The organism is Anaeromassilibacillus sp. An250, from assembly GCF_002159845.1.
GTDB classification, from domain to species: domain Bacteria; phylum Bacillota; class Clostridia; order Oscillospirales; family Acutalibacteraceae; genus Anaeromassilibacillus; species Anaeromassilibacillus stercoravium.
In genome coordinates, this window is the sequence record NZ_NFJK01000010.1 from 59,723 (window position 1) to 86,394 (window position 26,672).

23 protein-coding genes and 2 pseudogenes are annotated in these 26,672 nt (G+C 45.3%); 13 read left to right on the plus strand and 12 right to left on the minus strand.

The window, feature by feature from the left end; genetic code table 11:
- The first annotated feature begins 6 nt into the window (after window positions 1-6).
- The 10 genes and pseudogenes from B5F54_RS10280 to B5F54_RS10325 all read left to right on the plus strand — a co-directional run bounded on the left by B5F54_RS10280 (window position 7) and on the right by B5F54_RS10325 (window position 13,180).
- Window positions 7-264 (plus strand): DUF4315 family protein, encoded by a 258-nt coding sequence (locus tag B5F54_RS10280; RefSeq protein WP_002304378.1) that lies wholly within the window; start codon window positions 7-9, stop codon window positions 262-264.
- Window positions 254-937 carry a DUF4366 domain-containing protein gene (locus B5F54_RS10285; RefSeq protein WP_002578950.1) on the plus strand — a complete coding sequence of 228 codons (684 nt, stop codon included), beginning with the start codon at window positions 254-256 and terminating at the stop codon, window positions 935-937. Before B5F54_RS10280 ends, B5F54_RS10285 begins: the two co-directional genes overlap by 11 nt.
- A 151-nt stretch (window positions 938-1,088) precedes the next feature.
- Window positions 1,089-2,321, plus strand: a complete 1,233-nt coding sequence (locus B5F54_RS10290) for an ATP-binding protein (RefSeq protein WP_002304383.1) — start codon at window positions 1,089-1,091, stop codon at window positions 2,319-2,321.
- 177 nt (window positions 2,322-2,498) lie between these two features.
- Window positions 2,499-4,574 carry a DNA topoisomerase 3 gene (locus B5F54_RS10295; RefSeq protein ID WP_002578949.1) on the plus strand — a complete coding sequence of 692 codons (2,076 nt, stop codon included), beginning with the start codon at window positions 2,499-2,501 and terminating at the stop codon, window positions 4,572-4,574.
- Complete coding sequence (locus B5F54_RS10300) at window positions 4,571-5,416, plus strand: LPD16 domain-containing protein (RefSeq protein WP_002304387.1); 846 nt, start codon at window positions 4,571-4,573, stop codon at window positions 5,414-5,416. Before B5F54_RS10295 ends, B5F54_RS10300 begins: the two co-directional genes overlap by 4 nt.
- A gap of 13 nt (window positions 5,417-5,429) precedes the next feature.
- Window positions 5,430-5,627, plus strand: coding sequence for a hypothetical protein (locus tag B5F54_RS10305; protein ID WP_087233936.1), 198 nt, complete (start codon window positions 5,430-5,432; stop codon window positions 5,625-5,627).
- A gap of 143 nt (window positions 5,628-5,770) precedes the next feature.
- A pseudogene (locus B5F54_RS10310) lies at window positions 5,771-10,972 on the plus strand (SNF2-related protein); the annotation flags it as partial.
- Window positions 10,972-11,304, plus strand: a complete 333-nt coding sequence (locus B5F54_RS10315; protein WP_002578947.1) for a plasmid mobilization protein — start codon at window positions 10,972-10,974, stop codon at window positions 11,302-11,304. The pseudogene B5F54_RS10310 and the gene B5F54_RS10315, both read left to right, overlap by 1 nt.
- Window positions 11,305-11,420: 116 nt before the next feature.
- Window positions 11,421-11,705 carry a hypothetical protein gene (locus B5F54_RS10320; RefSeq protein ID WP_002578946.1) on the plus strand — a complete coding sequence of 95 codons (285 nt, stop codon included), beginning with the start codon at window positions 11,421-11,423 and terminating at the stop codon, window positions 11,703-11,705.
- Window positions 11,706-11,767: 62 nt separating this feature from the next.
- Window positions 11,768-13,180, plus strand: a complete 1,413-nt coding sequence (locus tag B5F54_RS10325) for a relaxase/mobilization nuclease domain-containing protein (RefSeq protein ID WP_002578945.1) — start codon at window positions 11,768-11,770, stop codon at window positions 13,178-13,180.
- A 392-nt stretch (window positions 13,181-13,572) separates the two neighbouring features.
- On the opposite strand, the gene B5F54_RS10330 is transcribed toward B5F54_RS10325, so the two are convergent.
- The 12 genes and pseudogenes from B5F54_RS10330 to B5F54_RS10390 all read right to left on the minus strand — a co-directional run bounded on the left by B5F54_RS10330 (window position 13,573) and on the right by B5F54_RS10390 (window position 23,784).
- Complete coding sequence (locus B5F54_RS10330) at window positions 13,573-14,442, minus strand: hypothetical protein (protein ID WP_002578944.1); 870 nt, start codon at window positions 14,440-14,442, stop codon at window positions 13,573-13,575.
- Window positions 14,443-14,586: 144 nt separating this feature from the next.
- The gene (locus B5F54_RS10335; protein ID WP_002578943.1) at window positions 14,587-15,180 is read right to left on the minus strand and encodes a sigma-70 family RNA polymerase sigma factor; all 594 of its coding nucleotides are present in this window, start codon (window positions 15,178-15,180) and stop codon (window positions 14,587-14,589) included.
- Window positions 15,181-15,830: 650 nt separating this feature from the next.
- A complete protein-coding gene (locus B5F54_RS10340; protein WP_002578942.1) occupies window positions 15,831-16,106 on the minus strand; it encodes a CD3324 family protein in 276 nt (91 codons plus the stop codon).
- Window positions 16,107-16,267: 161 nt separating this feature from the next.
- Window positions 16,268-17,443 carry an MFS transporter gene (locus B5F54_RS10345; protein ID WP_002578941.1) on the minus strand — a complete coding sequence of 392 codons (1,176 nt, stop codon included), beginning with the start codon at window positions 17,441-17,443 and terminating at the stop codon, window positions 16,268-16,270.
- Window positions 17,444-17,870: 427 nt separating this feature from the next.
- Entirely contained in the window at window positions 17,871-18,140 is a 270-nt protein-coding gene (locus B5F54_RS10350) for a hypothetical protein (RefSeq protein ID WP_002578778.1), read from the minus strand.
- On the minus strand, window positions 18,137-18,376 hold the full coding sequence (locus B5F54_RS10355) for a hypothetical protein (RefSeq protein ID WP_002578779.1): 240 nt from the start codon (window positions 18,374-18,376) through the stop codon (window positions 18,137-18,139). The genes B5F54_RS10350 and B5F54_RS10355 overlap by 4 nt, the downstream gene beginning before the upstream one ends.
- Window positions 18,376-19,704, minus strand: a pseudogene (locus B5F54_RS10360) (IS1634 family transposase); the annotation flags it as partial. The pseudogene B5F54_RS10360 and the gene B5F54_RS10355, both read right to left, overlap by 1 nt.
- Before the next feature lie 43 nt (window positions 19,705-19,747).
- Window positions 19,748-21,370, minus strand: a complete 1,623-nt coding sequence (locus B5F54_RS10365; protein ID WP_087233938.1) for a recombinase family protein — start codon at window positions 21,368-21,370, stop codon at window positions 19,748-19,750.
- Between the two features lie 99 nt (window positions 21,371-21,469).
- Window positions 21,470-21,664, minus strand: coding sequence for a hypothetical protein (locus tag B5F54_RS10370; protein ID WP_002334813.1), 195 nt, complete (start codon window positions 21,662-21,664; stop codon window positions 21,470-21,472).
- A 72-nt stretch (window positions 21,665-21,736) separates the two neighbouring features.
- Window positions 21,737-22,681 carry a MobV family relaxase gene (gene mobV, locus B5F54_RS10375; RefSeq protein WP_002334814.1) on the minus strand — a complete coding sequence of 315 codons (945 nt, stop codon included), beginning with the start codon at window positions 22,679-22,681 and terminating at the stop codon, window positions 21,737-21,739.
- Window positions 22,682-22,863: 182 nt separating this feature from the next.
- Window positions 22,864-23,259: a replication initiator protein A gene (locus B5F54_RS10385; protein WP_087233940.1), complete on the minus strand. Its 396-nt coding sequence runs from the start codon at window positions 23,257-23,259 to the stop codon at window positions 22,864-22,866.
- Window positions 23,260-23,370: 111 nt separating this feature from the next.
- Complete coding sequence (locus B5F54_RS10390; protein WP_087233942.1) at window positions 23,371-23,784, minus strand: cysteine-rich VLP domain-containing protein; 414 nt, start codon at window positions 23,782-23,784, stop codon at window positions 23,371-23,373.
- 335 nt (window positions 23,785-24,119) lie between these two features.
- On the opposite strand from B5F54_RS10390, the gene B5F54_RS10395 reads away from it, so the two are divergent.
- From B5F54_RS10395 to B5F54_RS10405, 3 genes are read left to right on the plus strand one after another with little or no spacing between them, the layout of a single operon-like run.
- Window positions 24,120-24,917, plus strand: coding sequence for a helix-turn-helix domain-containing protein (locus tag B5F54_RS10395; RefSeq protein ID WP_002578724.1), 798 nt, complete (start codon window positions 24,120-24,122; stop codon window positions 24,915-24,917).
- 24 nt (window positions 24,918-24,941) lie between these two features.
- The gene (locus tag B5F54_RS10400; RefSeq protein ID WP_002578723.1) at window positions 24,942-25,712 is read left to right on the plus strand and encodes a nucleoside phosphorylase; all 771 of its coding nucleotides are present in this window, start codon (window positions 24,942-24,944) and stop codon (window positions 25,710-25,712) included.
- 24 nt (window positions 25,713-25,736) lie between these two features.
- Window positions 25,737-26,513, plus strand: a complete 777-nt coding sequence (locus B5F54_RS10405; protein ID WP_002578722.1) for an ANT(9) family aminoglycoside nucleotidyltransferase — start codon at window positions 25,737-25,739, stop codon at window positions 26,511-26,513.
- The last annotated feature ends 159 nt before the right edge of the window (window positions 26,514-26,672 follow it).

The following is a 26,672-nucleotide window of genomic DNA, read 5'->3' on the forward strand; positions in this document are numbered from 1 at the left end:
TGGCGATTGAGTGCCAAGTTAGACAGAATAGGTGCAGACCTTGAAAAAGCCCGTAAGAAACGGGCAGAATGGGATGCTAAGGTGAAAGACCTGGAACGCAGATACCGTGAGGAGGAAAATTCCGAAATCCATGAGATGGTTCATGCTGCGAACCTGAATCCCGAACAGCTTTCCGAGCTGCTCCGTATGTTTGCTGCGGATATGGCTCCGAAGCCTGATACGATCAATACTATGAATGAGGAGGAAACGCAGAATGAGATTTAAGAAAATTGGAGCCGCATTGCTGGCGTGTGCAATGTGTTTTGGCGTGTTTTCTACAACGGCATTTGCCTATGTAGATGAAAGCGTAGCGACTGAAGAACCTGCGGTCGAAGAAAAAGTTCCCGAAACAGAGCCGGAGGAGCCGATGCTACCGCTTACTCCCGACGGCAATCTGACTTTGGTTGATGACGCTGGCTCGCCTACGAAAAGCGGAAAGCAGTTCATTACCGCTGTAACCAAAAACGGAAACTACTTCTATATCATCATTGACCGTGATGATAAGGGCGAGGAAACCGTGCATTTTCTGAATCAGGTGGATGAAGCCGACCTGCTCAAGCTGATGGACGAGGAAGAAGTTGCAGAGTTCACCAAGCCGGTTGAGGAAACAAAGCCGGAAGTAGTTGAAACAGTTCCTGAAATTACAGAACCGACACCGGAGGAAAAGCCGAAATCCACAAATATGCTCCCGGCGATTCTTACTCTGATTGTGCTTGCCTGTGGTGGTGGATTCTTCGTATTTAAGAAAGTCCAGGAAAAGAAGAAGGCACAGGAAGCGGCAAAGCCTGACCCAGATGCTGATTATGTGGACGATGACGAGGACTATGGGTACGATCCGGAGTTTGAGGACGACGATGAAGATAGCTCCGTCGATGAAGATGATAATGAACCTGTGTAAACAGGATAGGCTTGATGCCTGGGGCAGCCTTCGGGTTGCCTTTACATAGTTTCCGCTTTCAAAAAATAAAAAAATTTGCGTTTTTGAAAGTGACATCTTGCATATACTATTAGCAGACAGTATAATAAGTACAGCGAAGCGGTTTCGAGAAATGAAAAAACTTCAATTTTTGAAAGCGGGTGACTATATGAAAACAATCACGAGAGCAAAATATCTCGATAGAATCATTGAACTGAATGGTACTCCTGACATCAAGATCATCACGGGCATTCGTCGATCTGGTAAGTCCAAATTGATGCAGGCGTATATTGCGTATCTGAAAAGCAATTTTGAAAACATCAATATTATCTTCATCGACTTCATGGATTTGGCGTATGAAGAAATCAAGGAATACCATGCCTTACACGCCTATGTGGAAGAACATTATCAGGAAGGAAAAACGAACTACCTGTTTGTAGACGAGGTTCAGATGTGTCCCAAGTTTGAGTTGGCAATCAATAGCCTGTACTCTAAGGGAAAATACGACATCTATGTAACAGGCTCTAATGCTTTCCTGTTGAGTGCAGATCTGGCAACTCTGTTTACCGGACGCTATATTGAAATTCATGTGTTTCCTTTCAGCTTCCAGGAATATTGCCAGTATTATGATGATATTAGTGACAAAGATAAGCTCTTTGATGAGTACGCTATCAAGGGCGGTTTAGCAGGTTCCTATGCTTATAGAACCGAAAAAGACAGAACAAACTATATCAAAGAGGTCTACGAAACGATTGTTACAAGGGATTTGGTACAGAAATATACTCTCCCGGACACTTTGGTTTTACAACGTCTGAGCGAGTTCCTTATGGATAATATCAGCAACCTGACTTCTCCGAATAAGGTCAGTCAGCTACTGACAGCAAATGAGACTCCAACCAATCATGTAACCGTCGGCAAGTACATTAAGTATTTGTGCAATGCTTTTGTATTTTATGATATTAAGAGATATGACATCCGAGGTAAGAAATACCTTGAAAGCTCTGAAAAGTTCTATTTGTGTGACAGCGGTATTCGATATGCAATACTGGGAAGCAGAAATATAGACTATGGCAGAGTATATGAAAACGTTGTTTGTATCGAGCTTCTTCGCCGTGGATATGATGTCTATGTCGGCAAGCTCTATCAAAAGGAAATCGACTTTGTTGCTCAGAGAGGTAGCGAAAAGATTTATATTCAGGTCAGCGACAACATTTCCGGGCAGGAAACATTTGAGAGAGAATGCTCTCCTCTGCTTCAGATTCGAGACGCTTATCCGAAAATGATTATTGCCAGAACCAAACATCCCCAATATAGCTATGAAGGAATCGAAATTCACGATATAGCCGATTGGTTGCTACAAGAATAAGCAAGGTGAAATATCTCCGTCATTCTCTTTTGAAATGATGGAGATATTTTTATTATGACGGAGATTGTAGAACAGAAAATTGTATCAGGTTGCAAAAATCCTTTCCGAACTTTTTACATAGCAGTCATGCACTACGGTGTGTGGCTGCTTATTTTTTTGTGAAAGGAGCAGATGCAAATGAAATTAGTTTTGGCTGAAAAGCCTTCGGTTGCACAGAGTATTGCCAAAGTGTTAGGTGCTGCCAAGCGTGAGGATGGCTACTTAGAGGGAAACGGATATGTGGTCAGCTGGTGTGTAGGGCATTTGGTGGAGCTGGCACAGCCGGAAGTCTATGATGCGAAGTACAGCAAATGGGCTTATGCAGACCTTCCTATCTTCCCGATGGACTGGCAGTATGAGGTTTCTGCCGGTACGAAAAAACAGTTTGGGATTCTGAAAAAGCTCATGGCCAGAGAAGATGTTGCGAGTCTTGTGTGTGCAACAGATGCCGGTCGTGAGGGCGAGCTGATCTTTCGGTTGGTGTACCACAAAGCCGGGTGCAGAAAGCCGTTTGAGCGGCTTTGGATTTCCTCGATGGAAGATGTAGCAATCAAGGAGGGCTTTGAAAATCTCAGGTCTGGAACGGAATATGATGCTTTGTATGAAGCAGCACTGTGTCGAGAACGAGCCGACTGGATTGTTGGTATTAACGCTACTCGACTTTTTTCGACCCTTTACGGGCAGACCCTGAATGTTGGTCGTGTTATGACCCCTACCCTTGCTATGGCTGTTATGCGAGAAGCTGCCATTTCCGCATTCAAGCCTGAACTGTTCTACACAGTTCAGATTGGATTGGATGGTTTTACGGCTGCAAGCGAACGCTTCAAAACCAAGGCAGCAGCCGAAGCTGTCAAACAAAGCTGTTCGGTGGCAATCGTTCAGAAAGCTGAATGTAAGGAGAAAACAGAAAAGCCGCCTGCGCTCTATGACCTGACCAGTTTACAGAGAGAAGCCAACCGTGTGCTTGGCTACACGGCACAGCAGACCTTGGACTACACGCAGAACCTCTATGAAAAGAAACTGGTCACTTATCCCCGTACCGACAGCAGGTTTCTGACGGAAGATATGGCACATAGCCTGACCGACCTCGTAAAGCTGGCTTTCCACACATTCCCCGTGGAGGATGTGGATAACATACCAGTTCATGCAGAGCAGGTTGTGAATAACAAAAAGGTCACAGATCACCATGCCATCATTCCGACCAGAGAATTGCAGAAATGCAATCTGAGCGAACTTCCCAAGGGTGAACTTGCAATTTTGCAACTGATCTCGAATCGGTTGTGCGTAGCTGTTGGCGATCCGCACCGATACGCAGAGACAGTTATTGAGCTGGACTGTGGCGGTACCGTGTTTTCCACCAAAGGCAAAACTGTTGTGCAGGATGGATGGAAAGCTCTGGTTCAGAAAAATGATTCGACAAAATCCGACGAAAACGTGCAGACACTCCCTTCTGTTTCCGTTGGTGACGAAATGACCGTCAGCGGCACGGAAATCAAGGAAGGGAAAACATCTCCCCCTAAACACTTTACCGAGGATACTCTGCTTTCTGCTATGGAAACTGCCGGTGCGGACGAAATGCCTGATGAGGTGGAGCGCAAAGGTTTGGGAACGCCTGCGACCCGTGCCGGTATCATTGAGAAGCTGGTTCGCATCGGTTTTCTGGAGCGTAAGGGTGATAAGAAAACCAAACACCTGATTCCGACCCACAAGGGTACGGCTCTGGTAACAGTCATGCCGGAACAGATTCAGTCCCCATCCATGACGGCGGATTGGGAAGAAAAATTGTTGCTCATTGAGAAAGGCGAATATGCCAGCGAGGACTTTATGGACGAGATCAAAGATGTGATTGCCGGTCTGATTCAGAACTATGAAGTAATCCGTGATTCCGAGGTTATGATGTCGAAAGAAGCCAATTCTATCGGCAAATGCCCGCTCTGCGGCAGTGCTGTAGAGGACAAAGCCAAGGCATTTTTCTGTTCCAACAGAGCTTGCAAATTTGCCCTCTGGAAAAACAATCGCTACTTTGCGAGCATCGGCAAGAGCATGACTTCTGCCACGGCGCAGAAATTGCTTGGTTCCGGCAAGGTAAAGCTCAAGAATTGCAAGTCCGAAAGAACGGGCAACACCTTTGATGCCACCGTCTTTATGGAGGTATCAGATGATGGCAAAACGAAGTTCAGTATGGAATTTGAAAATGGAGGAAAGCGCAAATGACAAATGAGTACAACCCGGATGGTAAGGAAATCCGATTTATCGACAGCCATTATAAGGATTTGTTTCATATCCCCGATGGCAGCTGTGTGCAGATTCACTACCCGGATGAAATGGTTGTGAAGCCCTGCACCTTCATTGACGAGTATCATACGCAGATCGGATACAATGTGTTTCATATCTGCCAGTTTGCAGAAATTATGGAGCGCAACGGCGCAAGCTATATGCCGGAGCCTGAGATTATGGGCGATGAAGCCGCATGGAAGGTCGGAAAGGATAGAATCCTTGCGGTGCAGACCTGCGAAGATGGTTACGACTACACCCTGTTGGATGAAAACTACAACGAGATTGATGGCGGTCAGGTTGATAACCCTGAACTGTCCATGCTCGAAGTCCGCCGGGATATTCTGGAATCCTTCGGGCTGGAGCGCCGGGAACTGCGGGCAATGTTCTATGAGGATGTCATGGAGCAGGCTTTTGAAGTCGGCAGACAGGCGGTGGTGGTCAATGACCCTATCGCTGAGCTTGCTTTTAAGCTCGACCGTTTTGCAGAGAACTTCGACCCCTATGAATATATGGATCAGGTCGATGATGTGCAGGCGCATATCCAAGAAATCAAGGCAGATCTTGCCGCTGGTAATACGGCTCCGTATCGTGAGTTCCTGAATACAGCCATTGAAGAAGCCCGTGAGGAAACTGCGGTTGAGGTTGCCAAAGTGCTGAAAAGTCAGCTGGATAAGCTCGACTCTCCGAAGCGTGAGTCGGTCATGGAAAAACTGGCACAGGCCGCAGAAAAAGCTGCGCCTGCCAGTCCCTCTCCCAAACGCAAAGAGCCTGAACGATAAGGAGGACACGGATATGAAAAACGAAAAATGGGATGATGTTCACGGAAATACCACCCCGGATGACAGAATGGTTGCTTTTCTGGAAAGCCCCACGGATTCCTATGCGATTCTTCAGCTGCGGGAAGATGTAGACGATATGCTCAGCGCCCCAATGCGACCTTTTGCAAGCCCTATGAGGACTGGAACGCTGAAAATTACCGCAGATATGTAAAGCGTGGCTCTACCGGCATTGCTCTGTTTGTGATGAACAGGGATAAACCGTATCTGCGCTATGTGTTTGATGTGGCGGATACCGGCGTTCGCCGTTCTTCCCCGGAACTGAAACCGTGGGAGGTGACGCCTGAAAACCGCTCCTACCCTGACGAAAAGGCACACGCACAGGTCAGAGCCAGTGCGGAACCCGAACAGCAGGAACCGGAACACTTCATCGATCATTTTTATGTTGCCGAGGACATTCAGAAGCGGGGTGCGCTGGACATCAAGGAATACAGTTCCTTTGATGATGCCCTGCGAGCCTACTATGCACTTCCTGACACGCAGAGAAAAGCCCTGGGTGCAATGAATACCAGAGATCTGCCGGGTAGTCTGGACTTCGTACAGTGCGTAGATGGAAAGGACACCATCATTCAGGATTATGCCCAGGTGGACGGATGGCAGAATGCCGAAGTCATGGACATTATCGCTCAGCTTGAGCAGTCCATCACCACCAGAGAAATCCCACCTGTTCCTGCGGTGAACTTCCACATCACGGATGACAACATCGGTGAAGGTGGACCGAAGCAGAAATTCGCAAGAAACATCGCAGCCATTGAAACTCTGTTCAAACTGGAAAGCGAGAACAGGAACGCCACTACCGAAGAACAGGAGATTTTGTCGAATTATGTCGGTTGGGGCGGTCTGGCAGATGCCTTTGACCCGGACAAGGGAAATTGGGCGAAGGAGTATCAGACACTGAAAAACCTGCTTTCCGAAGATGAATATGCTGCGGCAAGAGCTTCCACCCTGAACGCACATTACACCAGCCCTACGGTCATTCGCTCCATCTACGATGCGGTCGGACAGATGGGCTTTGAAACAGGAAATATTCTGGAGCCTGCTATGGGTATCGGCAACTTCTTTGGTATGCTCCCTCCTGAAATGCAGAGCAGCCGTTTGTATGGTGTGGAACTGGATTCCATCACCGGCAGAATTGCTCAGAAGCTCTATCCCAACGCAGAAATCAAAGTAGCCGGTTTTGAAACGACAGACCGCCGAGACTTTTACGATCTGGCTGTGGGTAATGTCCCTTTCGGCAACTACAAAGTGTCCGACAAGCCGTATGACAAGCTGGGATTCTCCATTCACAACTATTTCTTTGCCAAGGCTTTGGATCAGGTTCGTCCCGGTGGTGTGGTCGCTTTTGTGACAAGCCGTTACACCATGGATTCCAAGAACTCTGACGCAAGGCGATATATGGCGCAGAGGGCGGAACTGCTTGGTGCAATCCGTCTGCCAAACGATGCCTTTAAGAAAAACGCAGGCACGGAAGTCGTGTCCGACATCCTGTTCCTGCAAAAGCGTGACCATCCGATTGACATTGTACCGGAATGGGTAAACCTTGACCGCACCGAAGAAGGACACACCATGAACAGCTACTTTGTCGCTCATCCTGAAATGGTTCTGGGCGATACGGTGGAAGAAAGTACCGCCTACGGCATGGACATTACAGTGCGTCCCATTGAGGGCATGGAACTGTCCGAACTTCTGAAAGAAGCAGTTTCCCACATCCAAGGAACCTATCAGGCTGTGGAGCTTCCCGAAGCTGACAAGGGTAAGGAAATCGAAACCATTCCTGCAACCCCGGATGTAAAGAATTTCTCTTATACCGTGGTGGATGGCAATGTGTACTTCCGTGAAAACTCCCTGATGCGCCGTGTAGACCTGAATGAGAAAGCAAAAGACCGTGTGATGGGCATGGTGGAACTTCGTGGTATCGTCAACGAGCTGATCGAATATCAGCTTGAGGATTACCCGGATGAAATGATTACTCAGAAACAGGCAGAACTGAATGATGCCTACGATGCGTTTGCCGCAAAGAACGGGCTTATCAATAATCGAGCCAATGGTCAGGCATTTGCTGACGATTCCTCCTACTATCTCCTGTGTTCTCTGGAAAATGTGGATGAGGACGGCAATCTGAAAAGCAAGGCGGATATGTTCACCAAGCGAACCATCAAGCCGGAACGCAGAGTGACGAGCGTGGATACGCCGTCCGAAGCTCTGGCAATCTCTATCGGTGAGCGTGGCAAGGTGGATTTGCCGTTTATGGCACAGCTGCTTGGAACACCTGGAGAATACGATGCGATTCAGGCAGAGCTTCGAGGGGTGATCTTCAAAGACCCGATGGCTCCCGATGCTGTGGAAGTTGGATGGCAGACTGCCGATGATTACCTTTCCGGTGATGTAAGAAGCAAGCTGCGTGTCGCACAGATGGCGGCAGACAGGGATTCTTCCTTCCACATCAATGTGGAAGCCTTGCAGAAAGCACAGCCGAAGGACTTGGATGCGTCCGAGATTGATGTGCGTTTGGGTGCAACATGGATTGATGCCGATTATATTCAGCAGTTCATGGAGGAAACCTTTGAAACGCCGTATTACTTGCGCCGTTCCATTGAGGTCAAGTTCTCCGAGCTGACCGCAGAGTGGCGCATCAACGGTAAGAGTTCTCCCAACTACAACGATGTGGCGGCGTATGTCACCTACGGTACAGAGCGAGCCAACGCATATCGGATTCTGGAGGAAACGCTGAATCTGAAGGATATTCGTATCTATGATACGATTGAAGATGCAGATGGTAAGCAGAAGCGTGTCCTCAATAAAAAAGAAACTACCCTGGCACAGCAGAAACAGCAGGCAATCAAGGATGCGTTCCGAGATTGGATTTGGAGAGATCCGCACAGACGAGAAACCCTTTCCACCAAGTACAACGAACTTTTTAACTCCACCAGACCTCGTGAGTATGATGGCTCTCATATCCGTTTCGGCGGCATGAACCCGGATATTACCCTCCGTGAACACCAGAGAAATGCTATCGCTCATGTGCTATATGGTGGAAATACGCTGCTTGCACACGAAGTTGGTGCGGGCAAGACCTTCGAGATGGCTGCATCGGCTATGGAGAGTAAACGGCTTGGATTGAGCCAGAAATCCCTGTTCGTTGTGCCGAATCACTTGACCTTACAGTGGGCAAACGAGTTCCTGCACCTCTATCCGAGTGCCAAGCTCCTTGTTGCCACCAAGAAGGATTTTGAAACAGCAAACCGTAAGAAGTTCTGCGCTCGTATCGCAACGGGTGACTATGATGCAGTCATCATCGGTCACAGCCAGTTTGAAAAAATCCCGCTTTCTGCCGAACGACAGGAACGGCAGCTGCGGGAGCAGATTGATGAGATCGAGGGTGCGATTGCGGAGCTGAAATGGCAGCGTGGCGAAAACTTCACGATCAAGCAGATGGAGAAAACACGAAAATCATTGGAAGCCAGACTGGACAAGCTCCTTGCCGCTGACAAGAAAGATGATGTCATTACCTTTGAGCAGTTGGGTGTAGACCGGCTGTTTGTGGACGAAAGCCATGCGTTCAAGAATTTGTTCCTCTACACAAAAATGCGAAATGTGGCAGGTCTGTCCACCTCCGAAGCCCAGAAATCTTCGGATATGTTTATGAAGTGCCGCTATATGGATGAGCTGACCGGCGGGCGTGGTGTGATCTTTGCAACCGGTACTCCAGTAAGTAACTCGATGACCGAGCTTTATACGGTCATGCGCTATCTCCAGTACAGTACGCTCCAGCAAAAGAACCTGACCCATTTTGATTCCTGGGCATCGACCTTCGGAGAAACAACAACTGCGATTGAGCTTGCACCGGAGGGAACCGGCTATCGTGCCAGAACCCGATTTGCGAAGTTCTTCAACCTGCCTGAACTGATGAATATGTTCAAGGAGGTTGCCGACATCAAGACCTCTGACCAGTTGCATCTCCCTGTTCCCGAAGCAAAGTTTGAAACGGTTGTGGTTCAGCCCTCTGAGTACCAGAAGGATATGGTGGCTTCCCTTTCAGAGAGAGCAGCAGATGTTCATGCCGGTATTGTAGACCCGTCCGTCGATAATATGCTCAAGATTACCAGCGACGGACGAAAATTGGGACTGGATCAGCGGCTAATGAACACCCTGTTACCCGATGACCCTGACAGCAAGCTCAATGCCTGCGTGGGAAATATCCTGCGTATCTGGCAGGACGGTCAGGCTGACAAATTGACCCAGTTGGTGTTCTGCGACCTTAGCACACCGAAAAATGATGGAACCTTCAATGTCTATGATGATGTCAAAACCAAGCTGATTGCAAACGGTGTGCCTGCGGAAGAAGTTGCCTTTATCCATGATGCAGATACCGAGGCAAAGAAAAAAGACCTCTTTGCCAAGGTTCGTACCGGGCAGGTGCGAGTGCTTCTTGGCAGTACGCAAAAGATGGGTGCAGGAACCAACGTCCAGGACAAATTGGTGGCAGTTCACCACTTGGATGTGGGTTGGCGTCCGTCTGATATGACCCAGAGAAACGGTCGTATCATCCGTCAGGGCAACCGGAACAAAGAGGTTCAGGTGTATCAGTATGTGACCGAGGGAACCTTCGATGCCTACCTGTATCAGACCTTGGAAAACAAGCAGAAGTTTATTTCTCAGATTATGACCTCCAAATCACCGGTTCGCTCCTGTGACGATGTGGATGAGCAGGCGCTGTCCTATGCGGAGATCAAGGCGCTGTGTGCCGGCAATCCGCTTATCAAGGAAAAGATGGACTTGGACATTGATGTGGCAAGGCTGAAGGTGCTGAAAGCTGACCACCAGAGCCAGCAGTACCGTATGGAAGATAAGCTTCTGAAATACTTCCCGGCTGAGATTGAAAAGCAGACAGGCTATATTCATGGCTTTGAAGCTGATATTAAAACCGTGGAAGCACACCCGCAGATTGCCGATGGCTTTTGCGGCATGGAAATCATGGGCAAAGCCTACACCGAAAAGGCAGATGCCGGTGAAATCCTCCTTGCGGCTTGTAAGGACACGAAAAGTGCCGATCCGGTTCCTCTTGGCAGTTACCGTGGCTTTCAGATGGAGCTTTCGTTTGACAGTTTCCGGAACGAGTTCGATGTGACCCTGAAGGGCGCTGTGAGCCACAGAGTAGCCCTTGGAACGGACGCACGAGGAAATATCACCCGACTGGACAATGCCCTTGCAGGCATCCTTGAGCGCTTAGAACGAGCCAATGAGCAGTTGAATAATCTCTACAATCAGCAGGAAGCAGCCAAGGCGGAGGTTGGAAAACCGTTCCCGCAGGAAGCAGAGCTGACAGCCAAAAGTCAGCGACTGGCAGAACTGGATGCAGCCCTGAATATGGAGGACTCTGTGGAAAATCGTGACGAAAGAAGCGAGTCAGAGCGTCCTTCTGTGTTGGCTGATCTGAAATCCAAAGCGGAGCATATCCCGCCTGCAAAATACTCTGAAACCCGTGAGGAGGTGTTGTAATGGCAAAGCGAGATCAGGATGTTCATTTCCTTGCATCCAAGGAGGAGGTCGAGCGAATCCATGAGAAGATGGACGAGCTTGGCATCCGCAGCATGGGAGCCTATCTGCGGAAAATGGCTCTGGATGGTTACTGTATCAGACTGGATTTGCAGGATGTGAAAGCCCTGGTTTCGCTCCTGCGAATCTGCTCCAACAACCTGAACCAGTACGCAAAGCGAGCGAACGAAACAGGCAGCATCTATCGTGCTGACATTGAGGATTTGCAAAAACGGCTGGAGGAGATCTGGACGGACATGAGAGAAGTTCTTGTTCGCCTGTCCTCAATCCAGTAATCCGACAACTTGTTGGGAAGTCGCAGTTTCGGCTGCGGCTTTTACATAAGGGTTGACATCATTGCGTTATGGCAGATACCCTTGTACAATATAATTAAAAGAAAGGGGTTGAGCCTATGAAGCTGGTATTGAAGATATTGGCACTGCCGGTGCTGTTCGTTGTAAAAGTGATTTGCATTCTTGGAAATCTGCTTACAAATGTTGTGTCCTATGTAATTGGTTTATTGCTCTTGGTCATTGGCGGATCTGCGATTTACTGCATTGTAAAGGCTTTGTGGCAGTCCCTGCTTATTCTTGTGGTTCTTGGAATTGCGACAATAGCAGCGGTGTTCTTGCTCGTCTGGGCTGTTATGAAAGTCGAGAATATTGGAGAAAGTCTGGGAGCATTTATCAGGTCATAAGATAATATCAGAGAAAAGTCACCGACCGGTGGCTTTTTCTTTTTGGGAAGGAAGTGATGGGAATGGCAGCGACAAGATTGATTGCACTCCATGTGAATAAGGGAAAGACGGTCGCTCAATGTTTGGCAGACAGAACCGACTACTCACAAAATGCCGCAAAAACCAATGATGGCGAATTTATCAGTTCCTATGAGTGTGATCCAAAGACAGCAGATGAGGAATTTCTGCTTTCCAAACGGCAGTATCAGCATATTACCGGCAGACAGCAGAAGAACAATATCATCGCATACCAGATACGCCAGTCCTTTAAGCCGGGAGAAATCACCCCGGAAGAAGCGAACCAAGTCGGCTATGAAACAGCGATGCGATGGACAAAGGGAAAACACGCTTTCATCGTTGCGACCCACATCGACAAATCCCACATTCACAATCATATCATTTATAATTCGACCTCGCTGGATGCCACACGGAAATTCAAAAACTTCTTTCTTTCCGGTCTGGCGGTGCAAAGACTCAGTGATATGGTTTGCCTGGAACACGGGCTGTCCATTATTACACCGAAGCCGTATCGGGAGCGCCAGAAAAGAACTGTTTATCCCAAGAAGCGTACCCAGCGTGACGAATTATGTGATGCGATTGATGCGGTGCTGAAGCAGAAACCAAAGAGCTTTGATGGCTTTGTTCAGGCTCTGGCTGACATGGGATTTGAGTTCAAGGATGGAAAGCAGCCTGCGTTCAAGGGCGAGAATCAGAAGCGTTTCATTCGGCTGCGTTCCCTGGGCGAAGGATATAGCAAAGAGGAAATTCAAGCGGTTATCTCCGGCAAGAACCTGCACAAATCAAAAGGCGGCTCTGCCAAGGCTCCTGCCCCGAAGCAGTTCCAGATGCTGATTGATATTCAGGCAAAGATGGCCGAGGGCAAGACGGTCGGTTATGAAAAGTGGGCGAAGAAGTTCAACCGAAAAGAAGCTGCCCGAACGGTAATCCTACTGAAAGAAAAAGGCTTGGGCAACTACGACGATCTGACTGCTCATATTGAAAATCTGTCTGCCCGGTTCGATGCGCTTTCTGATTCTATCAAGGTCGCAGAGAAACGTATGGTTGAGGTTCAGGCGTTGCAGCAGCACATCAAAAATTATCGCAACACAAGGCAAATTTATATCGAGTACCGCAAGTCTGGATATAGCAAAAAATTCTTTGAAGAACACCGTCAGGAAATCACAATTCATAAAGCGGCGAAGCAAGCCTTTGATGAATTGCAGATTACAAAGCTCCCGTCCATGCAATCATTGTATGAGGAGTTTCATCAGCTGGCAGTCCAGAAAAAGCAGGACTACGCTGAGTACCGTCAGATCAGAAAAGAGAAAGAAGAACTGCTGATTGCCAAACGGACGGTTGAAACGATTTTGAATATCGACAGGCAGAAAGAGCAGGAAAAAGAGAAAGAGAAAGAGGAAAAGAAGAACTTCCGTTAAAGCAAAAAGCCACGGTCTGCACTCCCCAAAGGGTGCGGATCGTGGCTGCTTTTTTGCTTTTCGATTTCGGTGCTTTCAACCATGGGCAAATTTTTATTCTACTGTTCTTTGAGAAACGATTGAAAATCGTGTAGCCATCATCGGCAGATGATGTTCAAAGGGGATTGGGGATGCTTCCCCAACAAGCAAATTTGCGAAGATTGCACCGAAGGGAAAATCGAGAAAATGAGTGAACCTGTACAGGTTTACACTGCTTGCCAATTTGTGAGATTATGAATTTAGTATCGAGAATAGTTTCGATAGAAGAAATGGAGGTCCGCATATTTTTCAGTATTGTCAGTAATTGAGTTGCATCAGCATTTACGTTGCTCAAACACTCACCTCCTCATTTGTTAATCATTTCGAGTGTAGCTACCTGTTACTAAAACCGGGATATATGTATCAAGCGATTGAGCTGCAAGTGTTCGATGTCGCCCATCACTCTGAAATACATAATAAGAACCTACCTGCGCAACCTGGACAGGATTATTGTAATAGCTACGAATGGTATCATCTAACACTGGGTTTTGTGAAAGCTCATCCAAAGACATTCCTGACTCAGTATTTTGACGAACATCTTGGATGTGCGAAGCTCGCCTTAGAATGTTTTCTCTCGACCATCCCTCTCGACCATTCCGTGTCCAAAATCCTTCCGGGTTCCCAAGTTCTCGGTCACTGAGATAAACTCCTTCAATATCCCTTGCTCTAACGTATACGAGTTCTGGATTTTCATTTCGAGAAAAGGTATAGTTCCCGTTCTCCCAATAATCTCGATATTCTTCATAGTGATTTCCACGGGAAAAATATCGTTCAGCTGATAGTCTGTCTTGAACAAATGCAAGATTAGAACCAAAGGTATTTGACTCAAAGGTGGTTGTATCTGCACTTGATGGTGTAACAGCAAAACTACTGGTCTGAGGTGTGCTTGCAGATATTCCATTTGTAGATCCTAGTTGAACACTTTCGTATTCACTAAGGCTCTTGGCGAGTAAAGCCACATATTTTTCTGCTTGAAGCATAATTACCAATATGTCATTGAGAGCCTTGTTGCAGTCTCTTACAACCACGCCCAACTCGTTGTATTTTTTATCTTGCCATCCAGCACCTAACTGTTCATATTTCATCTTTACAGATTTTTTGGTAGTTTCGATGGAGGAAATGGAATCCTGCATTTTTTTCAGCATTGCGAATAGCTGAACGGAGTCAGCATTTACCATACTCATTTCATCACCTCCTGGCAGCGGATTTTGTGAAGTGCAAAGCGGCGATGTGTCAGGAAAGTCTGACACATCACTGCTTCGGCAAGATTTAATTTAGAGAGGAAAGAAATTGTTCCAACTCAGCAGCGGTCGGTGCAATGTACGGTTTCATCTGGTAAGTATCCTTAACACCGTCTGTGAAGTATACGCTCCTTTCTTTTTTCGTTTTGTTGGTTCATTTTCGCCAGTGTGTTCGTGTCGTTTGCTGTGACGAGAACGCAACATAGACACAAAGAAAACACAAGGGCGAGCTTGCTCGTTTATATACCCTTGTGTTTTCGACTGGATATCTCCCTTCATAAAATTTTTTAGCTGTTGCAACGTGCTTGTTCTTTGGTACTGGACAGTAGAACGCAGCATATTCAGCTTGTCTCCGATTTCTCGGTCAGACAACTCAAGGAAATAGGAAAGCAAGATAATATCACGCTTGCGTTCCGGCAAACTTTGTAATGCCTCTGCAATCACATCATCAGTAACGATGACATTAAGACCTAAAACATTGAAAATCTGCTCGCTAACAAAGTATTTATCCTCTGTATAAAGCTGAGCCAATTCTTTTTCAGACAAATCGGAAAAGGACACTTCTCTATCACGCTGGCGTTTCAGCTCATCGTAATAATCCCTTGCCTCATGTTTCAGTACCTTTTTACAAAAACTATCAAAGGTGTGCCGCTTACTTTGCTCATGGCTGTTAGGTTTCACATTCTCACCCCCTCTCGGGCGGTGACTCCGCTGTTTCCCTTTCGCCACTACTACGGTGGGAATTGCAAAACTGCCAAACTTATAAGTGAATTTCGGAAAAAACTTTAAATAAAACCCAAAAATGCCCGACTGAAAGCACAGTCGGGCATAACATGAAATATTTACATTTATATAATGATGTGTATATTCATACTGATAGCCATAATATCCCGTTGGAGGATATAGACTTTTTTTAACAAGTTATAAATTATCAAGTTTTGTCGAAAAAAAATGAACACAGCGATACCTCCTTGATACCGCCGTGTCCTCAAAAAAAAGGGTGAATTTAATACACCCTCCGCTTATCTAATTTTTCAACAGGAAAACGGCAGCTTTGATTGTCAAGTCAAAACCGCCATTTGGCTCATTACAAAAATATTGCCATAACTACAGTTTTTATATAACCGTTGATATGTATACTTGACTCCATTTAATAACTACTTATATTTTACCAAGTTTTGTTTTATCATAGGGTTACACGTTTCTTTTATGATTAAAGATGTTCCAAAATATCTAAATGTGCTTTTAAAAATATATCAAAAATAGTGTAAATCTAACTTTTCTTTATAATAAAAATGCGCCATGATAACATGACGCATTTGGGGTGGAACTTATCTATTATTTTTTTCATATCTAATAATTCGTTGAATGCTTTTTTCAGCCAAAAAATATTTCTGAGCTAGTTGCTGTACAGATATGCCATCACAATAGTCATAATATATTTTTTTATTACGGAGTGACAGTATTTCTTTTGTATCTGTACAATCTCCCCAAGATTTTTTATTCTCACTGCGTTTGGGAATATATATTACTTCTCCTTCAATGTAATCTTGAATTTGCAGTATAATGTCTTTTGGTAAAACCTCATATATTTTTGGATAGCTCATCCTGCACCTCCTAAAAAATAAATCTTAGGATTAGCAAAAGCTGTTACAAAATAGTTTCTAAATATTTAGAGTGCAATAGCTTTTGCTATGCACCCAAAAAGTACCTGCCATACTACAATGCCCTCCTTTTTGTCATTTTATATCAATTTATTTTCTTAGCGTTATCTGCCATACAGCACACCGCAAATAACTAATAAAACACCGGATACAAACAACATAGATTGCACACTAACAATGTCTGCCAATGGTCCCAGAAATAGAATAGCTATTGGCAAAGCACTTGTTGATGCTATTTGAATAATTGAAAAAACTCGCCCTAATACATCTGGCTCTGTAATTTCCTGAACATATACGGTTTGTACAGTAGTGAGTATAGGCATAAAGAATCCTGCTATTAAGATAAATACGAGATACAATGCAAAATTTGTCGCAATACTCATAAACCCAAATGCTATTCCAAATGCAATAAAAACAGCAGCAATTGCAAATACCTTATTTTTAATTTGCTTTCTTAAAGCAATAAAAACGCCTCCAATAAGAGAACCAACAGTCCAAAGAATTTCATTTGCAGTCAATCGCCATACTTCATTTCCAAATGTACGTTCAATCATTAACGGCGATAATACCATTGCCGGGGTCAGCAAAATAAAGGCAATAGCATAGAAAGCAATTAGTTTCTTTAACTCGGAATGTTCAAATACATAATCTATTCCTGCACGAATATCTGAAATCATTGAGTTTGTATTTACTGTTGAATTTTGTTTTCCAACCTTGATCATGCTCATTATGGTAATAGCAATAACTGCTGTAACAACATCGACCATGAAAGCCCAAACAAGACCGATGGAACCAAGCAAAACTCCACCAATAGCAGGAGCAAGTAATAAACAAATTGCATTTACTGTTTGATTAATACCCTGAATTTTAGTCAAATTTTCTTTTGGCACTATTTGCGGATAAATAGCATTGACTGCCGGAGATTGAATGCCTGCCCCCGTCGAACGAATTGCTAAAACAACCAACAATAGAATTTTATCTTGAAAACCTGCCCAATACGATATTGCTAAACCCAATGTTGCCAACGCTATAAAACCGTCTGCCGCCATAATCATATATTTACGATTAAACCTATCTGCTAAGGCACCTCCCCATAAGGAGATTATTATTTGGGGCAGATTGCTAAATATAGTTGCCATCATCATCCAAAAGCCTGATGATGTTTCAAGGGTTATATGCCAGATTACAGCATAGCCAACAATTGACGAACCAAAAAGAGATATATTTTGGCTTAATAAAAATAATACAGCGGAAACTTTCCAGTTTTTATTTGATTTCATATATAGTATCCTTTCTTCTTCATAAACACAAGGACAACAAAAAAGCGACACGCTAAAACGCAACTGTCGCTTATATATCTATATATAAAATAGTTGTGTCTATGTGTTTTTAATTAAATTTATTTTGTTTATCCAAGATAATAAAATAATTAATAATAATTCCTGACATAAGAACGATGCTCCTTTCATATTTCATGATCGTTGAAATTGTATCTTAATGAGCCATGTAAGTTAAGCATCATGTAAATTCGGCCTAACAAAACTCCATACAATTAAGCAATATTATAATTCATTTTAACTCAGCAGTCAACATATAAAACGCAATAATTAGAGTTATTTTTATCAGCACTATGATTCTTAACTTCCAGAAATTTTTCCACTCAAATGTAAAGATTGGAGCCTACTTGTTGCAGCACTCCAATCTTCATTATTTTACGCCAGTATTCGTTTCAAAGATATCAATAAGAAATGGCAACATTGCTTCCTGTTCCCTAACATATGATTGATAGCTAAATATTGCACCTGGTGCATCCAAATCATTTGCATTGCCAACGCATACAAAACCGTTACCTTCAATCCCTATGTAAGTAGTTATATGGTGCATCTTACCGCTGTCATTTTTTTCAATTAAATTCATAAGCGTCAGACCATCACCGATATCATATAGGTCGATTCGTTTCTTTGATTCCTTTTTCATTCTGTCAGACCTTCCCCTTTCACAAATGCAAGAATCTCTTCATAGGATCTGCTGCTATTTATAACCGCATCCATTAATTCTTCCTTACGCAGTTCATTACGCATTTTTACAAGCTCTGCAAGAGCATCCTTTTCTGCTTCATATCTGGCTTTGGCCTTTTCCAATGTCTCTTTCTGCTGTTCGATTTTTGCATCAAGCTTTTCTGTAGTTACTCTGGATTTATATTTTCTTGCCACTATGATTTCCTCCCGTTAATCTTAACCTTAAGAACTTTTGGATTCAGTTCATTGCTGATTTGTTCCGCTTTTCTTTTGATATAATTCGCATCAATACCAAATGCTTTGAGTATTATTTTCTGGTTTGCTGTTACAGCATGATCCAGGCGATAAACGCCATCCGCCTGCCGTATCATCTCTATTTTCTCAAGTTCCCTGATTGCTGCAGGTACATTCATAAAGTTTGGAGAACTGAGCAGTTTTTCTTCTTCATCCTTGAGCTTTGTATACATGCGATTTCTGATAATCAGGGCAACAAATGCAATCAACATTTTCCCTTCCAGCGCATCACCGGTATACACCCTCATACTTCTGTTGCCTAAAAATGTCTTATCCGCTTTGAATAACTTTTCAGAAACATCCCTGCTCTTATACAGTTCAAGAGCCTCTTTCGCCTTCATATTTTCCGAAGTAATAATACAGAAATAACCACACATTTTCAGTTCTTCTTCAATAACAGAGCTCTTTTCTATAGCACACACAAAGCACTGGTCTTCCTGACCCTCGTGGTAGTATTCCAGGCTGAAATACTTTTCATATGATTTATCAAGTACTACAGGTTGCCCCTCCAGTTTCTTAAAATAAGCAGCGAGCTTGTCTATTTTTTGTTCCAGTTGTTCCCTTTCAGCAGCTGCCTTGCTATAGCTGTAATAAATGTGCAGATATCTGTTTCTTTCATCCGATGGAAAGACAGTTCTTTCCACAGTAGTTCCATTTACACCAAAGCGTCTTATTGTATACTGCCTGCTATCTTCAAATGTACCCTTAACTTCTTTGACAGCATCGTTAACAAGGGCTTTCATGCCTTTTATCATGATTACAAAATCATAACCACATTTATCCATATATTTGATATTTTCACGGCTGAAATAACCGCGGTCGAGAATAAATCCTGCGTTCTTATATCCGTAAGCCTTGGCTTTATCAAGCATGCACTGAAGCTGTGATACATCCACAATACTTCCGGGATAATCCTCATAGAAGAGAGGCTCTCTGTTATTACAGTCATAAGCAATGGAATAATTAAAAATTGGCAGTCCCTTATCGTCCTTAGCATGACCGTATTCAACAAGTTCAATATCTCCAGCCTGACAATTCTTATTGGTAGAATCGTAAGATATATATATCTTGTCCTTATTCTTCTTTAATGCATTCCATTCATTCTGAAATTCTACAGAATCATCAATAGAAATCTGCCCGATAAACTCAGATACCGTTGAATCACTGTATATTTTATAGCCTGGTGTAAAAAGCGGATGATTATAAGCATAATCCGGATAATACTGTCCCGTTTCCCTTAGTTAAAGATATTGTTGGGTATCTCAAGATGTGTCATTCGATTTTGCCGATAAAGCGGTAGAAGATTTCCACTTCCTGTTCCCGGCTTCCGTCCTCACTTTTGACCGCTTCATGGACAAGGATTTTTTCAATCAGCGTATTCAGAAGTTCAGCCGTCAATTCTGTGGGATTGACATACTGTTTCATCAGACCTATCCACTTTTCAGCGTCAACCGCTGTCTGGGCGGCGACCTCCATCGCTTCGTGAAGCCGTTCAATTTTTGCGTCCAATTCTCGCTGTTCGCCCTGATACTTTTCGGACAGCATATTGAAATTGTATTCTGTAATGCGTCCGGCAGACCAGTCCTCATACATTTTTGCAAACAGGGTGTCTACTTCTGCTTTGCGCTTTTCCGCCTTTTTCAGTTCGGCTGTCTGCCGCTTCCTTGCAGTATTGTGTTCCTTGTCGCTGGCGTTAAGTAGCCGTTTCAGAAGTTTGTCCCCATCCTGCTGTGCCAGCACAGACCAGTATTGCAGACGGGAAAGGACATAGGCGTAAAGCACATCATAGCGGATATAGTGCATGGAACACTGGTGCAATCCTTGCCCGTACTTGCTACAATGGTAGTGGGCATAGGGATTTTTGTTCTGGCTGTTCATACCATAGGCCAGCGACCAGCCGCAGTCCGCACATTTTACCAGCCCGGAAAATATCTGTGTTGTGCCGTTCTTCTGCCGTCTGCGCCTGTTGCAAATCTGCTCCTGTACTTGACGGAACACATCTTCGGAAATAATCGCTTCGTGGGTGTTCTCCACACGATACCATTCCTCTTTTGGCTTGCGTACTTTCTTCTTGTTTTTGAATGAAATGTTGGTCTGCTTATTGTGGACGCTGTGTCCGATATAGGTTTCCTCTTTCAGAATACTTTTCACCTGCGCTATCGTCCACGCATAGGCTTTTTCCTCCGGCGCTCCGGCATAGATATTTGCGAAAGTGCCGTATCTCTGGAAATTCAGCCAGCCGGGAGTAGGTACTTTTTCTTCGACCAAAATCCGTGTAATGCTGGCGGCTCCCCGGCCATGAACGGCAAGGTCAAAAATCTTTTCAATAATCCACCTTGTTTCCGGGTCAATCAGAAGATGGCCTTTCTTATCTGGGTCTTTGACATAGCCAAGCGGAGCATAGGCTCCATAGTGTGCGCCATTTGCGAACCGTGTCCGCATGGCCGCCTTTACCTTTTTGCTGGTCTGGCGGGCGTGCATTTCATTCAGAATGTTGAGGAATGGGGCAAGCTCATTCTCTCCGTTGATGGTGTCCACATTGTCATTGACAGCGATATAGCGGACGCCTTTGCTGGGAAAGTAGATTTCTGTGTACTGGCCGGTCAGAATGTAGTTTCTGCCTAAGCGGGATAAATCCTTCGTAACAACGCAGTTGATTTTCCCGTCCTCAATGTCATCAATCATTCTCTGAAAATCCGGCCTGTCAAAGTTCGTTCCAGACCATCCATCGTCGATATATTCATCTATGACATTCAGGCCATGCTCGGCGGCATATTGCCGGAGCATCATGCGTTGTGTCTGAATACTCCCGCTTTCTCCTTGCAGTTCATCGTCCCGGCTCAATCTCATATAAAGCGCCGTGTTGTAAATCGTAGTATTGTAAGGTTGTTTCACCGTAAAAATCCTCCTTCTAAAGAAACAACCCACGCTTACAATACTTTTGCTCTATGGCAATTATATCATAAGCGTGGGCGTGTTATCAATGATGGGCTATCAGGTTGAAGCGGCTTTTTCTGCGGTATGCCGCACCACATCTACAATCAGATCACCGAGGGGCTTCCCGCCTGCGGCGAAGTGTTCGGAGATTTTTATACGGTTGTTCCCACATACAAAATACTGCGTGCCGTTCTCTGCTTGTATAACCTGCCCTGTTCGGGGTGTAAAAATATCGCTTTCACTTTTTGCCATCCAGTGTCCTCCATATTCAGTTTTCAAGGTACAATGCCGCACAAAGGCGGCGAAAATTTCTGCTTATATCTATCACCTTTCCTTTACCGTGTGCCGCTGCTGACGTTTCAGTTCCGCCAGTATATCCGGCGGGATACGGTCAACCAGCCGCTGTAAATTGTCCAGTTCGCTTTTCAGCTTTGCCCGTTCCATCGTATCTTTCATCTTTCCTTTTTCGCTGGCCTTTGCCCTTGCTTCCAACTTCTCATTCTCCGCCAGCAGGTCATTGATTGTGACCTTGTACTTTTTCAACTGCCCGGAGAAATTCTCCATCTGCGGGAACCACTTTTTCAGCATGGAGAGGGCTTCCTCTTTTTTCTTTCCGGCGTTCAGCGGGTTAATGCCGTCCAGTGTGGCTTCAATGGCTCTTGCCTGCCGGGAGAGGGAAACCGCCTGTTTGAAAAGCCGGGTGGGGATATGCTTCCGGCCTGTCCTGCTGGCGCTCTCCCCACGCTCCAAGTCAGGATATTTCTCCACCATATAGGCGTGAAAATCGTCCTGCCACTTCGTCAGGTTTGCCCGGTTGCCGATAATCTCCTTTGCACACAGGCGGTTGTCCTTTGTCAGCGGAACAAAGGTCAAATGCAGGTGGGGCGTTTTCTCGTCCATGTGTACCACCGCCGACACGATATTTTCCCGTCCTACCCGGCCAATGAGGAAGTCCGCCGCCCTCTGGAAAAACGCCTGTATCTCCTTTGGGGATTTCCCCTTGAAAAACTCCGGGCTGGCAGTTACCAGCGTATCGACAAACCGTGTGCTGTCCTTGCGGGTTCGGCACCCGGCCTGTTCAATGCGGTTTTGAATGAAATGATAGTACCTGCCCTCCGGCTTGACGATATGGAAGTTGTACTTGCTCCGGCTTGTGTCAATGTCGGGGTTGCTGGCGTATTGTTCTTTCTGTCTTTCGTGATGGGCTTCCAGCGGCCTTGCCGGGTTGCCCTTGTGCTTCTCAAACCGCAAAATTGCGTGTTGTGCCATTCTGCTCCTTTCCCCATTCCTTTCCGACCCGGGGTTTTCCACAGGGAAAATCCCGCCGGAAATAGCTCGGATAGGATTGGAATGGATAGAATATAAATCAATCTTTTTATCTTTGTATTTCTATATACCGTCCGGTTTTCGTACTTCTCAGGAGTGATTTCCGTACTTCATGGGTACGGTTTTCAGCCCTCCGGCGTACCAGAACGGGATTTCTTGAAGTCGGTGTTTGGAACCGCTTCATAGGATTTTGGGAAAATGCGGTTGGGTTTTCCACAGCCCTGTTTCTGGATTTCCACCAGTCCGGCATATTGCAGTTCCCGCAGGGTGTTTACCGCTTTCTGCCGCCCACAGTGGAGTAGGTCAACCACCTCGCAGATGGGATAGTACAGATAAATCCGCCCGTACTCGTCCGCCCACCCATTCTTGCGGGATAACTCTGTCCGGCGCAGGATAAAGGCGTACAGAACCTTTGCCTCGCTGGACAGGGGCTTGAATGTAGGGGCTTCAAAGAGGAAATTCGGGAGCCGGGTGAAGCTGAACGCCTGTTCCGGCTGGTGAATGTAAATCGTATTTGTCATAGTTCGTTTTGTGGACGGTTAGAAGCCCGTTTTCCAGGGCGGGCGATATTTTATACCACCTGCCCCGGTTTGGGGCTTGCGAAGCCTGATAAATCAAGGCTTTTTCCGCTCCTAACTGTCCACAGCAGACCTCCTTTTCCGTTCACTTTCTGTTTTCTGCCGCCTGTGAACTCTGGCGGTGCAGTCCGGGCAGTATTTCCCCCGGTTGGAGCGTGGGACGAAAGCAGCCCCGCAGACCGCACAGCGTTTCATGTCCTTATCCCGGAAAATCTCCGCTTCCAGCGTCCCGTCCAGCGGCAAGACCGCCCAGCGGAACCACTTACAGCAGACCGAGAAAGAAACTGTCTGCGGGCAGGTGCAGGTGTCCCCATCGTCAAGGGCGATACAGTTACCACCCTCACAGTTGCAGCATTCCCGGCGAATGAGGGCAGTTGCCCGTTTCCTCTGCGCCGGGGTCATGCGGTAAAGGGAACCGTCCGGTCTGCGTTCCAGCGGCGGCAAGCGTTTGTATGGATTTTCTATCATGCGTCCCTCCATTTTTCGCTTTTGCCGTTCTTCCCGAAAAGGCTTCCTGCCCCATTTCTGCGGCGTGTTCCGGCATTGGCACGCTCCCCACAACTTCGGGACATTTTGTCCCGAAGTCCGGCTCCTTGCGGTGCTTCCCCGGCCGGGGTATTCCTTTTCGGACGGTCATTCTGTTTTCAAGGTGCTGTCCATCGATGAACTACCCTAAGTCTACACGAAAAAAATGCAATCCCCGGAATTTTGCGAGAATTGCATTTTGATGAAGTTTACACTTTGGAAATTGCATTTTTGTAATCATCCTGTATAATGGAAGTATGCGGAGGAGGTGCGTGTCTATGGCTTTACCCGGAACACCCGGACAGCGGATTTCCGATTTATGCAACGGAAACCATATCACACAAAAGGAACTTGCGGAGAAGATAGGCGTTTCCGCTTCCCAGTTGAGCCGCATTGTCAGCGGCGAAACGAGAACGGTCAGCAGTGATATTCTCATAGGTGTGGCAAAGGAATTTAAGGTATCGACAGACTACATACTGGGCTTGTCTACCGTGAGCGTCCGCAAAAGCTACGATATTTCTGAATTAGGCTTGTCCGAGGGAGCCGTGAGGGGGCTCGTGACGGGTGCTGTTGATGTGCAAATCCTCAACCGCCTGTTGGAACACAGGAATTTTCCTAAGCTGATAGATTTGATACGGATTTATTTTCAGGACACAGCGGCAAAAGGCATAACAGCAAGAAACCAGCTTATCGAGATAGCAACGGCTTCCCTGTCCGACCTGATGAAAGAACACCCGGAACACCGGGCGGAAGCAAAGCAGGATTTACAGCTTTTGAACGCCCAGAAGATGGGGGAACATGAGGCGGAGATTGAGAAAATCAAAAATGTGTTCCTTGCTATCCTGCGGGATATTAAGAAAGACATTGACAACGGGGAACAGCCGGGAGAAGCTGTGACCGCCGCGATGTTCCAAGCCATGCGGGACGCATTGGCGGAACAGAAGCAAAACCCGCTTTCCATTGACGATGTAGCGGCGATGGTTGCCGGACAGATCGGACAGCTTACGCCGATGGATGAAGAAACTGCCGACCTGTTCAAGCAGTTGGCAAAAAAGATGATGAAAGGAATAGAATAATAGCCTGTTATTCGAGATAATAATATGCCATTAGTAAAGCATGACTACCCTGTTTTAGAGTACGATACCGCATCAAAAGCTGTTTTTCAGCCGGGAAATGGGAAAAAATGTTTTCCTGCAAAAGCAGTGTTTGCTTTTTTAGGAGACGAGGTTGAAAATTATGCACATACCCATGATGGAATACAGATAGATGAATTTGAAAGTGCAACAAGACGATATCCTATTTATGAATGTCTTTATAATCAGGAGAAAATATGTCTATGTCCGGCTCCTGTGGGAAGTGCTGCTGCCGTCCAAGTTTTAGAATATTTAATTGCAGGGGGTGTAACAAAGATTATTTCCGTCGGCTCCTGCGGCGTATTGGAAGACATCCCGGAAAATAGATTTTTGATACCTGTTTCTGCATTGAGAGATGAGGGAACATCTTACCATTATCTTCCTCCCTCCCGAGAAGTAGAGATTTCAAAGGCTGGTATAAATGCGATTGAATCTGCTTTAAGCCAAAAGAATATACCATATTGGGAAGTTAAAACATGGACAACAGACGGTTTTTATCGAGAAACAGTAGAAATGGTTCAGTATCGGAAAGAAGAGGGATGTCAAGTAGTAGAAATGGAATGTTCCGCATTGGCGGCGTGTGCAAAATTTAGAAAAGTTACATGGGCTATGCTGCTTTTTTCAGCCGATACTCTTGCAGACCCTCATAAATACCAAGAAAGAGAATGGGGAAAAACAAGTATATCCATAGCCTTAGAATTAGCCTTAGACGCTGTTTTATCAGTTGTTGAGGAGTAAAAATAAATACATATAGGAGTTACAATGAATATAAATGAATTTCCACAACAAGTAAATCAAGTTATTTCAATAGCAGAAACCATATTACAAGGTCAAATATTGGGGATATATTTATATGGTTCAGCAACAATGAATGGGCTGCGTCCAGATAGTGATATAGATATACTGATAATTACTAAACAAGAATTGAGTAATTCAATCAGAGCAGATCTAACAAAGCAATTATTGAAAATTTCTGGCTCCGTAGGCTGTATTGAAAAAAGACCTTTAGAGGTAACTATTATCAATCAATCTGATATTGTTCCGTTGCAATTTCCGCCAAAATGTCAGTATATGTATGGTGAATGGCTAAGGGGAGAGATGGAAGCAGGAGAATATCCGCAAGCCTGCAATGACCCAGATATAATGATTTTATTATGGCAAGCAAGAAAAAATAGCATAACTTTGAAGGGGGCGGAAAGCAAAGAGCTTATTCCCGCTATCCCATTTCACGAAATTAAAAAAGCAATTCGGTTTTCTTTACCTGGTTTGATTTCCAGCTTTAAGGGTGATGAAAGAAATGTGTTATTAACCTTATCACGAATGTGGTTTACTTTAGTAACAGAAGAAATCACGACAAAAGATGTTGCCGCAAAATGGGTAATTTTAAAATTGCCGGAGAGATTTCCCCCCCTGCTAACAACGGCAAAGGAAGCTTATTTGGGAAATTTGTCTGATGAATGGGAGACAGTAGAAAAGGAAGCGATGGCACTTGTAGAATATATGAAAAAACAAATTGAGGAATTACTTAGAACAGAGTAGCAAAGTTAGCGGGGCCAATCAACGGTCAAGATGAACGGCGCATAAATGCGCCGCCGTTGACAGTCCCGCCCGTCTTTGCTGATGGGCAATCAAGGCGGGAAAGCCCTAAAATGGCTTCCCGCCCATTTCAATCTTGAGAGAAGAAACGCTCCAAAATCA

Excerpts from the sequence above, each read along its gene's own strand:
- B5F54_RS10295 (WP_002578949.1), top strand. The coding sequence starts at position 2,499 with ATGAAATTAGTTTTGGCTGAAAAGCCTTCGGTTGCACAGAGTATTGCC.
- B5F54_RS10320 (WP_002578946.1), top strand. The coding sequence starts at position 11,421 with ATGAAGCTGGTATTGAAGATATTGGCACTGCCGGTGCTGTTCGTTGTA.
- B5F54_RS10325 (WP_002578945.1), top strand. The coding sequence starts at position 11,768 with ATGGCAGCGACAAGATTGATTGCACTCCATGTGAATAAGGGAAAGACG.
- B5F54_RS10330 (WP_002578944.1), bottom strand. The coding sequence starts at position 14,442 with ATGAGTATGGTAAATGCTGACTCCGTTCAGCTATTCGCAATGCTGAAA.
- B5F54_RS10405 (WP_002578722.1), top strand. The coding sequence starts at position 25,737 with ATGAATATAAATGAATTTCCACAACAAGTAAATCAAGTTATTTCAATA.
- B5F54_RS10315 (WP_002578947.1), top strand. The coding sequence starts at position 10,972 with ATGGCAAAGCGAGATCAGGATGTTCATTTCCTTGCATCCAAGGAGGAG.
- B5F54_RS10305 (WP_087233936.1), top strand. The coding sequence starts at position 5,430 with ATGAAAAACGAAAAATGGGATGATGTTCACGGAAATACCACCCCGGAT.
- B5F54_RS10395 (WP_002578724.1), top strand. The coding sequence starts at position 24,120 with ATGGCTTTACCCGGAACACCCGGACAGCGGATTTCCGATTTATGCAAC.
- B5F54_RS10350 (WP_002578778.1), bottom strand. The coding sequence starts at position 18,140 with ATGAAAAAGGAATCAAAGAAACGAATCGACCTATATGATATCGGTGAT.
- B5F54_RS10400 (WP_002578723.1), top strand. The coding sequence starts at position 24,942 with ATGCCATTAGTAAAGCATGACTACCCTGTTTTAGAGTACGATACCGCA.
- mobV (WP_002334814.1), bottom strand. The coding sequence starts at position 22,681 with ATGGCACAACACGCAATTTTGCGGTTTGAGAAGCACAAGGGCAACCCG.
- B5F54_RS10390 (WP_087233942.1), bottom strand. The coding sequence starts at position 23,784 with ATGATAGAAAATCCATACAAACGCTTGCCGCCGCTGGAACGCAGACCG.
- B5F54_RS10370 (WP_002334813.1), bottom strand. The coding sequence starts at position 21,664 with ATGGCAAAAAGTGAAAGCGATATTTTTACACCCCGAACAGGGCAGGTT.
- B5F54_RS10340 (WP_002578942.1), bottom strand. The coding sequence starts at position 16,106 with ATGAGCTATCCAAAAATATATGAGGTTTTACCAAAAGACATTATACTG.
- B5F54_RS10385 (WP_087233940.1), bottom strand. The coding sequence starts at position 23,259 with ATGACAAATACGATTTACATTCACCAGCCGGAACAGGCGTTCAGCTTC.
- B5F54_RS10300 (WP_002304387.1), top strand. The coding sequence starts at position 4,571 with ATGACAAATGAGTACAACCCGGATGGTAAGGAAATCCGATTTATCGAC.
- B5F54_RS10285 (WP_002578950.1), top strand. The coding sequence starts at position 254 with ATGAGATTTAAGAAAATTGGAGCCGCATTGCTGGCGTGTGCAATGTGT.
- B5F54_RS10290 (WP_002304383.1), top strand. The coding sequence starts at position 1,089 with ATGAAAAAACTTCAATTTTTGAAAGCGGGTGACTATATGAAAACAATC.
- B5F54_RS10345 (WP_002578941.1), bottom strand. The coding sequence starts at position 17,443 with ATGAAATCAAATAAAAACTGGAAAGTTTCCGCTGTATTATTTTTATTA.